The 339-nt window shown below is 68.4% G+C and carries 1 protein-coding gene; it reads right to left on the bottom strand.

Annotation, left to right across the window (positions count from 1 at the left end; all coding sequences use genetic code 11):
- On the bottom strand, positions 1-335 hold a 335-nt coding region (locus PUR56_RS01390; protein WP_329947506.1), incomplete at its 3' end, for an acyltransferase domain-containing protein.
- Positions 336-339 lie beyond the last annotated feature (4 nt).

Raw genomic sequence — 339 nt, forward strand, 5'->3', positions numbered from 1 at the left:
ACGCCGTCCGGGCCCAATTCGACGAACCTGGTGACGCCGTCGAGCGCTTCGAGGGCGTCGGCGAAGCGGACCGGCTTGCGGACCTGGTCCACCCAGTACTCCGGGTCCGACCACTGCCCGACACCGACCTGACGGCCCGTAAACGAAGACACAGCCGGGACCGAATGCTCGGAGAAGGCCAGGGACCGCACAACTGAGAGGAAGTCCTCCAACATCGGCTCCATCAACCGCGAATGGAAGGCGTGGCTGGTCCGCAGACGGCTGGTCTTCCAGCCCCGCTCGCCCGCAGCCTCCGCGACGGCGTCGATCTCGGCTTCCAGGCCCGCGACCACCACGGCC

The organism is Streptomyces sp. BE303 (assembly GCF_036290945.1).
Classification (GTDB): Bacteria; Actinomycetota; Actinomycetes; order Streptomycetales; family Streptomycetaceae; genus Kitasatospora.